The sequence below is a fragment of the Spirosoma flavus genome (genome assembly GCF_054778555.1).
On the sequence record NZ_BAAGZL010000003.1, the window covers coordinates 669,684 to 679,303 of the forward strand.

Sequence of the window (9,620 nt, forward strand, 5' to 3'; positions counted from 1 at the left end):
CGAAAACGGCAGACAATCAATTTTTTTATTGCATGTTGAATTTCGATTTGATGGCCGTTGCGGCTGCATCAATTTTGGCGTTAGTCAGCCCCCAGAAACCGTTTGGCGCTGAATAAACCAGGTTATTAAGCAGGCCGTCCGAGAAGGCGGCATCGACATTATTCATTTTCGCGTAGCGCAGGCTGTAAACGAAACCTAAGCCCTCGCCCATCGCGTGAGCAGCTGCCGCTGTGTTGGTGCCCGCCGTTTTCCATTTGCCCAGATAACCCAGAGCAGCCGCAGCAATGGCTTTTTCCATTGCCGACCGGATAAGCGTTGCCTGCGTTTTTAGTAGCGCTTTGTCGTTGTTAACAATAGCAGCACGACCGGTCAACAAAGCTTTATGGAGTTTCGGAAAATCTTCTTTGTTGTATTCCCACAGATACGAACCGATAAAGCTTTCGCCCGAAGACGTAGTGGTAGCTTTACCTCCATAAACAGGGTTAGCCGTGATGATGCCGAAAACTTCGTCCCAGTTCTGCTCAAGTGCCGTGTAGTTTTTGCCGCTCACCAGCGTTTGGTTATCCAGCGCCAGATTTTTATCGCTCAGCAATACGTTGGCGATGTAATCTACTTGGAAAGCGCCAATCAGTGATTTCTGGATAATCTGCGCCCACTCAATCCCTTTATCATCAACCAGATACGTACCTAATTTACCGGGCTTACCTTCCGAAGCCGTAGCCGACGCAAATTTGCTGATAGCCGCCATTGGCGTGAAAGCGGCTTCGATGGTAGCCCGCTCTTTCTCAGCATCAGCAGCCGCTAACGACGAAGCCGTTACGTTCCGAAGCTGAACGCCCGATGTATTCAGGCTGGTGTTGGCCGTACCCGAAAACGGGCTTCCAGTGTTCGAGAACATGTTTTTCAGAACCGTCGCATCCAACGTAGCACCTGCACTGGCGGCAGTTCCGTTATACGTATTGATCGCCCGAAACATACCCAAACGAGCACTACCTACAGTCAGATCGACAGTTTTGGCACCTTTGTCATCAACAAAATAATTGGCGTAGGTGGTCGTATCAGTCAGCTTGGTGTAATCGACGCTTTTGCGAAGTTGAGGAGAAACAGTATTCGGGTTTTCGTCTGGATTACTGCAAGCTGCCAGAGCTACTGCTAATAGGGTCAGAGATGCAAATTTGGTAGGTAAATGGCGATGAACCATAAGTAATGGATTTTATAAGTGAGCAGATTGTCGCCACAAATGTAAATACTATTTAGACTGATTATAAAATCGTTTTTGAAATTATTTGATGCTCTAGTCCAGAAAGCCATTTAAAATACGTCTGTTGGTAGGTTGTTCCAGGGTTAAAAGCGCCCTGTCAGTCTGTTGCAGCCGAGATAAATTACCTATTGATTATTAACGGATTAACTGGTCAGTTGGGCACTCATCTTACTGAACGGTGAATACGCTAGTACGTTTGGAGCAGGCCACTCAGACACTATTGTTCCTATCCTGACTACTCCAGCGTGATTTAAATCTATAAGTATGATTTATGGTAAAAGACGGGGAAAACCATCCTCTTATTCAGTCTGTCCTACCTGTTATCAACTCCTCCATGCATGGTAGCTATCTGCTTTCTTGATTTGTACTTACTAAGACACTACGTCGGTTTCAAGCTAGTGGTTTTACCATTTATCAAAACACAAATACGACTATGAAAAGACTGTACAAACGAGTATTAGGGCTAATGCTGTACCTGATCGGTATACATACCTTACCGATTGTCGCTCAGACCCTTATTAAAGACATTAAGCCCGGCGCTGGCTCATCATTGCCTGAACAGCTCACCAACATCAACGGGAAACTGTACTTTGTGGCCGACGACGGCGTACACGGGAAAGAGCTCTGGAAGTCAGACGGTACTGAACAAGGGACCATGCTCGTCAGAGATATTTTCCCGGGAGCCGATGGCGCTAATATTCAAAACCTGACGAATGTAAACGGTACGTTGTTTTTTAGCGCGAAAATTCCCGTTCCTCAATTTGGCATTTATCCCAACGAACTCTGGAAATCAGATGGCACAGAGGGTGGTACGGTAGAGCTGCTGGATGGACAAGGCAGCAAGCCAGAAAGTAAAGATCCTCAGAATCTTACGAATGTGGGAGGCTTACTTTATTACTCAAATACACTGGCGCTCGGTGGTGGCAGCTATACAGGTTTACTTAAATCAAATGGCACAAATTCGCCCGGAACGATCCGTATTACGTATTACCCATCAGATCCACCAAACTTTCCTAAAATTTCCCAACTGACAAACCTTAACGGCACACTTTATTTCGTATACGGGGGCGGTCTCTATAAGTCTAACGGTACAATCGCTTCGACAGAATTGGTGAAAACGATTGCCCCAGGACCAGCCGACAACAATAAAATTAAGCATTTGATCAATGTCAACGGGACGCTTTTCTTCACCGCGAACGACGGACAGGCGGGCGATTTTCATCGGCTCTGGAAATCGGATGGCACGGCCGCTGGTACCGTGAAACTAGTTGACGGAATCGCCAATCCGGCTGAAGGACCGAATCCGGCTAACCTGACCGATGTTAATGGAACGCTGTATTATACCAGCCTGATTTCCAAGGGCGGCTCCAGTTATTGGGGGATTTTCAAATCAAACGGGACTAATAATCCGGGCACTGGTTTTTTTGCCACTTTTGTTATGTCCTCGAATGATAACCCACTTAGTAATAATATTCCCTACGGCGCCACCGGCGATCAGGCAACCTCGCCAACGAGCCTTATTAATGTCAACGGAACGCTGTATTTCGTTTTCGCCAATAAGCTCTGGAAAACGAATGGTACGCTGGAGGGCACAGTACAGGTGACCAGTGCGTTTGCGCCAACTTACCTAACGAATGTCGATGGCACGCTTTATTTCGTTAGTGGTCTTGGTTCAATTTTTAAAACAGACCCTTCCACAAACCAAGCCACAAGTATCTATATATCGGGCGATCCAACCGCTAATCTGACGAACGTTAACGGCACCCTATTTTTCACGCATACGGACCCGGTTAAGGGTAGAGAACTCTACACATTAAATGCGCCACAGCCACCGGTTTCCAGCGCCCTGGAGCTCAAAGCACCAATCTACAATTGTGCGACGGGTCAATTTACATTTCAGGCCAGCGGAGGCAACGGTTCGCCTATCGAGTTTAAGGCCATTGGCATTACTGATTGGTCAGCTAATCCTAATCAGTACGTTGATGTTGAACTACGTACTGCGGCTGATGCCGCCCCGATCCTGTTACGTGCCCGTCAGAATGGGTCGGAAGCGTTTTATACCTGGGACATCCGGGCGCAATGTCCCGTTGGTGGTAATCCGCCAAATCCGGGCGGAAGCAATCTGCAATTGCTGGCACCTCAATACAATTGCCAGACGGGCGCCTTTACGTTCCTGACCAGCGGAGGCAACGGTTCACCCATTGAGTTCCGTGCCATTGGCATCACTGACTGGTCAATTAATCCCAATCAATACGTTGACGTAGAGCTACGGACAGCCGCCGATGCTGCTCCGCTTCTGCTACGTGCCCGCCAGAATGGCGCAGAGGTCACCTATATCTGGGATATTCGGGCGCAGTGTCCGGTCGGTGGTAACCCGCCAAATCCGGGCGGAAGCAATCTGCAATTGCTGGCACCTCAATACGATTGCCAGACGGGCGCCTTTACGTTCCTGACGAGTGGCGGCAATGGGACGCCTATTGAGTTTCGCTCTATTGGCATCACTGACTGGTCAACTAATCCCAATCAATACGTTGACGTAGAGCTACGTACAGCCGCCGATGCAGTCCCACTTCTGCTACGTGCCCGTCAGAGTGGCGCGGAAGTAAGTTATATCTGGGATATTCGGGCGCAATGTCCCGTAGGCGCCCGACTTGCGGCCAGTGCGACTATTGAGCCGATAGCTAGCCTCAAAGCAGGTGTTTATCCAAATCCGGTAGCGGAAGAGTTTACGGTAACAATCGATAATGCGCAGGACAAATCAGTACGTCTGTTCCTGACCGATTTAAATGGTCGGCCCTTGATTGATCGTTCCATAAACGTAACCAAACTACGCCATGAGGAACGCTTACATATCGGCCAGGCAATAAGTGGGATGTATGTGTTACATGTCAGCACGGCTCAGGAAGTGATTTCCATTAAGATCGTGAAGCAGTAATTTATTGGCGGAGAGCAGTATTAGGTTACCATACAATTGTCAGTTAGTAAACAAACCCGGCACACGATCATGATTAGTGTGCCGGGTTTGTTTACTAACTGACGTTCTGGTAGCAAGAAATATAAACATTCCATTAAAATGGCCTGTTGAGCCGTTTTTAATTGTCATTAATACATGTTAATTCACTATTAAATAGATAGTCATTCGGTTGGATGCTACGCATAGATATACTATCTTTGATTCCTGCTTCTGGGTTCTACACCTCGTTATTTTTGTTTATTTGCTGCGTGATTTAGGTACTGAGTAGTTTGCTAACCTATCCGTTGCGACAATTTACTGCCTTCTCTGTTTAGTTCTTTTGGCGCCGTAATCAGTCGGTGAGTTTCTTACCGCTTTCTGCAATCATCGTCATTACGTGTCAAAGCATGGCTTTCCATTATTCAACTAGCACTTTGCCTCTAACTCCCCCCTCCGTCTGGATTGTTGATGACGATGAAGATGATCGTCTCTTCCTACGTTCGGCATTTGAGGACATGACAAAACCGGTGAGTGTACTTACCCTCAACGACGGCGATCAGTTATTGCCTAAGCTGACTAATTCGACTTCATTGCCACAACTCATTCTGCTCGATATTAACATGACTCGCCAGAATGGATTCGAAACACTCGCTCAATTACGCAATTCGCCCAAATTTGCGAAACTACCGGTGGTTATGCTCACAACTTCCTCAGACAACGCTGATCGTCAGCGGAGTATGGCGCTGGGTGCAAATAAATGCCTTACTAAACCAAGCAGCTACACGCAATTGGTAGGTCTGGTGCAGGGATTAACCGAGGAGTGGGCGTTGGCTTAATGCTTTGTCAGCAAATGAATTCGTGGGAGTCTTCCTAATTTTACGGACTGAATCTGAACCAACTGCGGCTGGTATCCGATTTTGTCTGTATGTCTTCATCACTACGTTTAGAATTAACAACTCCCGATAATGACGATCGCCCGGTGTTTGTATCGGGCAATTTCTGTGACTGGTACCCTGATATAGAGGTCTTTCAGATGACACCAGTGGGACCGGGCCAGTTCACCTACGAATTTCCTCACGAGTTGCCCCTGCCCGAAAAGCTGGAATACAAGTACACTCGTGGCGGTTGGGACCACGTCGAACTAAATGCCCTGGGTGAGTCGGCTCCCAATCGAACTGTGCTCCGAACTACCCAAATAAAGCGGGAATACGTGCCGCACTGGCGTTGGTTTGGGATGCCCTATAATCCGGCGTTTTTACCGAAAATAGAACTTCTTGGCGATGCGTTTCAGGTACCTACAATCGACCGTTTTCGGCGGGTTCACGCTTTATTGCCGCATGATTATAACGAATCTGAAAAGCGTTATCCCGTATTATACTTACACGACGGACAAAACCTGTTCGGGGGAGGATCGGGGTACGGCAGTTGGGAAATTGACCAGAAAATGGCGATTCTGGCCGCCCACCACCATCACGAACTCATTCTGATTTCGATCGACCACGCGGATGATGAACGTATCAGAGAGTTTACGTTTCATCGGACTCGAGCCGGAAGTGGCCGGGGACAGTATTACCTCGATTTCATCCGCCACACCCTGAAACCCATCGTTGACCGGTCATTCCGTACCCTACCCGACGCCAGTAATACAGGCATTGGTGGCAGTTCGTTAGGCGGATTAATCAGCCTGTATGCCGGACTGATGTACCCCAACGTATTTGGCCGATTGATGATATTTTCGCCTGCCTTATGGATTTCACCCAAAATTTATTTCGACGCGATTCGCTTTCAGGCGCCAGTACCCATGAAAATCTATGCGTATGGTGGTGAACAGGAATCCAAATATATGGTTCCTAATATTCAGCGCTTTAAAGATTCGCTGATTCGTCAGCAGTACGCGGGCAATCCAATTGATTTGCATCTGTCGGTCGATCCGGAAGGAACGCATCAGGAGTTTCACTGGAGCCGCGAATTTCCCAAAGCCATCGAATGGCTGTTTTATTGACAAGCTGTTTGCATTAGTATCTCGTCGCGCAGCGACCACGCTTTAACGCAAACAACATTAAATTTTTCTTCCGTGACGATAACACTTAATACCCAATCACCAACCACTGGTGAACTACTTATCCCCGTTGTTCAGACAGAAACGCTGGCTGAACAACTAACGAAGCTAGCCCCGAGGCTGTCTATCGATACGTCGGCACTTCAACGCGATTTTAAGGCAGAAGCCAAAGACGTATCGACGTTCTACGTTCCTGATGGAAGCCGAACATACTTACTCGGTTTGGGTACCGACCCGCAGCCGATGGATTGGTTACGCATTTTTCGGAAGTTTTTTTTCGATCAAAAAAACAAGTTATTGCCTTCGCTGGGTGTCGATTTAACGGGCTTTCCGGGCGACGTAGTGGAAGTAGTTGTACTTGGAATTCGCGGGGGCGGCTATGACTTGCGATTGTATCAGACTGATAAACAGGAAGTTCCCGCGATCTTTTCGGAAGCTGGCCAGATAACCCTCTACGTCGATGAAGTGCAGTTAGCTTCGGCGCAGGAAGCTTTGCTACGTGGTGAAGCCATTGCGCAGACCCAGCGCCAGATGCTGGACTTGATGAATGCCCCTGCTAACCTGAAAAAACCGCAAACGCTGGCCGACTGGGCCGTTACGTCGGGGCGGGCGCATAACTACAACGTAACGATTCTCGACAAAAATGAACTAGAGCTTCAACATCTGGGGGCATTGCTGAGCGTGAGTCAGGGCAGCGAGGCTCCACCGGTGCTCATTATTGCCAATTACAAACCGGAAGGCGTCGATAACGTATTGAAAGTAGGGCTGGTAGGCAAAGGCGTTACGTTCGATACGGGCGGTGTTTCGATTAAAACGTCGGCCAGTATGCACCTCATGAAAAGCGATATGGGTGGGGCAGCGGCTGTGCTGGGCGCGGTTGAAGTAGCGGCTAAACTTAACTTGCCGATTCACGTAATAGGCATTGTTCCCGCCACAGAAAACGCCATCGACGGTCGCTCGACCAAGCCGGGCGATGTCATTACGTCGTATCTGGGAAAAACCATCGAAATCATTGATACGGATGCCGAAGGACGGGTGATTCTGGCCGATGGACTGGGCTACATGGTTCGCAATTACCAGCCTGATATTCTAATCGACCTCGCTACGTTGACAGGGAACGTAATTGCCGCTCTAGGCTATCATGCCGCCGGGATGTTTACGCCGAATGATACGTTAGCCAGCAAACTCATCGAAGCCGCCGACCAGACCGGCGAACGACTGTGGCGGCTGCCCATCTGGGATAATTATAAGGAAGACATCAAATCGGACGTAGCAGACCTGAAAAATTTCAGTGGAAAACCGTTTGCCGGAGCCATCAGCGCGGCCAAATTCCTGGAAGTTTTCACCGAAAAACACCCCGCCTGGGCGCACCTGGATATTGCGGGAATGGCCTTCGCTGATACTGAATTTGGTTCGCAGAAGAATGCTACCGGATTTGGAATTCGGCTATTAATCGCTTATTTACGGAATCTGATTGCAGAAATGCATTAAGAAAAATTTCGAGTTTAGTCTTTTTGCCGTACTTTAAGTTCCGATACGTTGTTCCTGGTTTCCGCGTTGGCCCACTGTCCGGCGGCTCCGCTGAAACCTGAACAGTACTCTTGATCGCAAACTCCCTTCCTATGAGCCAGTTGTCTATTTTGTGTATTGCTACGTTTTTCAAGGGACATGATTTCATGCGGGCCTGCAAAGAGATGGGCAACACAGTTTATCTGCTGACCGACCAGAAACTGGCCAACGAAGACTGGCCACGGGAGGCTATCGATGAACTATTTTTTCTGCCCTCGCACAGCAACGAACCCAATGATCTGGAGCAAATGATTGTGGGGCTGGCTCATATGATGCGGTCGCGCAGGATAGATCGAGTGGTGGCGTTGGACGATTTTGATGTAGAGAAAGGAGCGCTCATCCGCGAAACATTCCGCATTGATGGCATGGGGCAGACGACAGCCCGGTATTTTCGCGATAAGCTGGCGATGCGAACGCGGGCGGCTGCGGCAGGGATTCGGGTACCGACCTTCAGTCCCATATTTCACGACGAAACCGTTACGCATTTCCTGCAAACGACCGAAGGCCCTTGGCTCATCAAACCGCGCTCGGAAGCTTCGACAACGGGTATTCGCAAAGTGCATTCGCTGGATGAAGCCTGGTCGGCCATTCACCTGCTGGGCGACCTTCGGCATCATTACCTCATTGAAACGTTTAAACCGGGAAAAGTATATCACGTTGATTCTCTATCAGTTGACGGCAAGGCTGTCTTTTCGCGGGTTAGTCAGTATCTGGCGACGCCGATGGAAGTAGCGCACGGCGGGGGCGTCTTTCGGACGGCTACGTTGCCCCTTGATAGTGATGAAACGGCGGCACTACGTCAGATAAACGATCAGGTACTGGAAGCATTTGGGATGCGCTTCAGTGCTTCTCATTCGGAATATATCCGGGGCGATCACGATGGCGAATTATATTTTCTGGAAACGGCTTCGCGGGTTGGTGGAGCGCACATTGCCGAAATGGTTGAAGCCGCATCGGGTGTTAATCTCTGGCGGGAATGGGCCAAACTGGAGGTCGCTATGGCCCGCAAAGATCACTACGTTCCGCCGACAGATAGTGGTCAGCATGCAGGCTTGATTGTCTCATTAGCTCGGCAACAATGGCCTGATTTATCGGTATTTAGTGAATCGGAAATCTGGTGGCGTATGAAAAAGGAATACCACGTCGGTTTAATAGCCAACGCCGACAACCGGGAACGTATTCTGGAGCTGCTCGATACGTATATGCACCGGATTTACCAGGAATTCCACGCATCGGCCCCCGTTCCCGACAAACCAACCAGTTAAGCTAAACGAAAAAGAGTCGTCAGTTCTGTACATAATGACTGACGACTCTTTTTAACTACTCTTTACGTAATGAATCGTTTTTAGCTTTTCCGATAGGAACCGATACGCCAAACGCGCGTGGGTCGCTGGGCGGAAGAGTTTTTCGCTTTTTCCCATCCTGCGGAGGTGGGGGCGTGACCGTCGGCGTCTGCGCCGTTAGCCCCGGCCCCGACGTAGGTGTGTCAACACCCGGAATAGATACCTGTTTCTGAACAGGTTCCTGGGTTGTTTTGGAGGAATCAGCCTGCCCAAAACAGACAGCACTGACTAAACATAGTGCGAAACAAACGGGAATAAATTTCATAAGAAAAGATAATTCGTTGAGTAAATAGCCATCTGCTACGTAACGGATAGATGGCTACTTATAAACTACGTTTCCTGGTCAACAGTTTTCTATGAATGAGTATTCAGCAAGGCATAACAACGTAACGCTTCCTTAAAGACCAAGCCTGGCCCATAAGGAAGCGTTACGTT

7 protein-coding genes are annotated in these 9,620 nt (G+C 48.8%); 5 read left to right on the plus strand and 2 right to left on the minus strand.

Features of this window, described 5'->3' with window-relative positions; genetic code table 11:
- Positions 1-25: 25 nt before the first annotated feature.
- Complete coding sequence (locus tag ACYVF1_RS19270; RefSeq protein ID WP_461081811.1) at positions 26-1,201, minus strand: DUF4856 domain-containing protein; 1,176 nt, start codon at positions 1,199-1,201, stop codon at positions 26-28.
- A 493-nt stretch (positions 1,202-1,694) separates the two neighbouring features.
- Between ACYVF1_RS19270 and ACYVF1_RS19275 the strand changes: the two genes are divergently transcribed.
- The 5 genes from ACYVF1_RS19275 (at position 1,695) to ACYVF1_RS19295 (ending at position 9,107) form a co-directional block, all read left to right on the plus strand.
- Positions 1,695-4,196, plus strand: a complete 2,502-nt coding sequence (locus ACYVF1_RS19275) for an ELWxxDGT repeat protein (RefSeq protein WP_461081813.1) — start codon at positions 1,695-1,697, stop codon at positions 4,194-4,196.
- Positions 4,197-4,648: 452 nt separating this feature from the next.
- Positions 4,649-5,050, plus strand: coding sequence for a response regulator (locus tag ACYVF1_RS19280; protein ID WP_461081815.1), 402 nt, complete (start codon positions 4,649-4,651; stop codon positions 5,048-5,050).
- A gap of 89 nt (positions 5,051-5,139) precedes the next feature.
- Complete coding sequence (locus ACYVF1_RS19285; protein WP_461081817.1) at positions 5,140-6,216, plus strand: alpha/beta hydrolase; 1,077 nt, start codon at positions 5,140-5,142, stop codon at positions 6,214-6,216.
- A 72-nt stretch (positions 6,217-6,288) separates the two neighbouring features.
- On the plus strand, positions 6,289-7,764 hold the full coding sequence (locus ACYVF1_RS19290) for a leucyl aminopeptidase family protein (RefSeq protein WP_461081819.1): 1,476 nt from the start codon (positions 6,289-6,291) through the stop codon (positions 7,762-7,764).
- 131 nt (positions 7,765-7,895) lie between these two features.
- On the plus strand, positions 7,896-9,107 hold the full coding sequence (locus tag ACYVF1_RS19295; RefSeq protein WP_461081821.1) for an ATP-grasp domain-containing protein: 1,212 nt from the start codon (positions 7,896-7,898) through the stop codon (positions 9,105-9,107).
- 55 nt (positions 9,108-9,162) lie between these two features.
- On the opposite strand, the gene ACYVF1_RS19300 is transcribed toward ACYVF1_RS19295, so the two are convergent.
- Entirely contained in the window at positions 9,163-9,450 is a 288-nt protein-coding gene (locus ACYVF1_RS19300; protein WP_461081823.1) for a hypothetical protein, read from the minus strand.
- Positions 9,451-9,620: the final 170 nt, after the last annotated feature.

What these genes read in the sequence shown, in the direction of transcription:
- ACYVF1_RS19270 (WP_461081811.1), bottom strand. Translation starts at nt 1,201, where the DNA reads ATGGTTCATCGCCATTTACCTACCAAATTTGCATCTCTGACCCTATTA.
- ACYVF1_RS19275 (WP_461081813.1), top strand. Translation starts at nt 1,695, where the DNA reads ATGAAAAGACTGTACAAACGAGTATTAGGGCTAATGCTGTACCTGATC.
- ACYVF1_RS19285 (WP_461081817.1), top strand. Translation starts at nt 5,140, where the DNA reads ATGTCTTCATCACTACGTTTAGAATTAACAACTCCCGATAATGACGAT.
- ACYVF1_RS19295 (WP_461081821.1), top strand. Translation starts at nt 7,896, where the DNA reads ATGAGCCAGTTGTCTATTTTGTGTATTGCTACGTTTTTCAAGGGACAT.
- ACYVF1_RS19300 (WP_461081823.1), bottom strand. Translation starts at nt 9,450, where the DNA reads ATGAAATTTATTCCCGTTTGTTTCGCACTATGTTTAGTCAGTGCTGTC.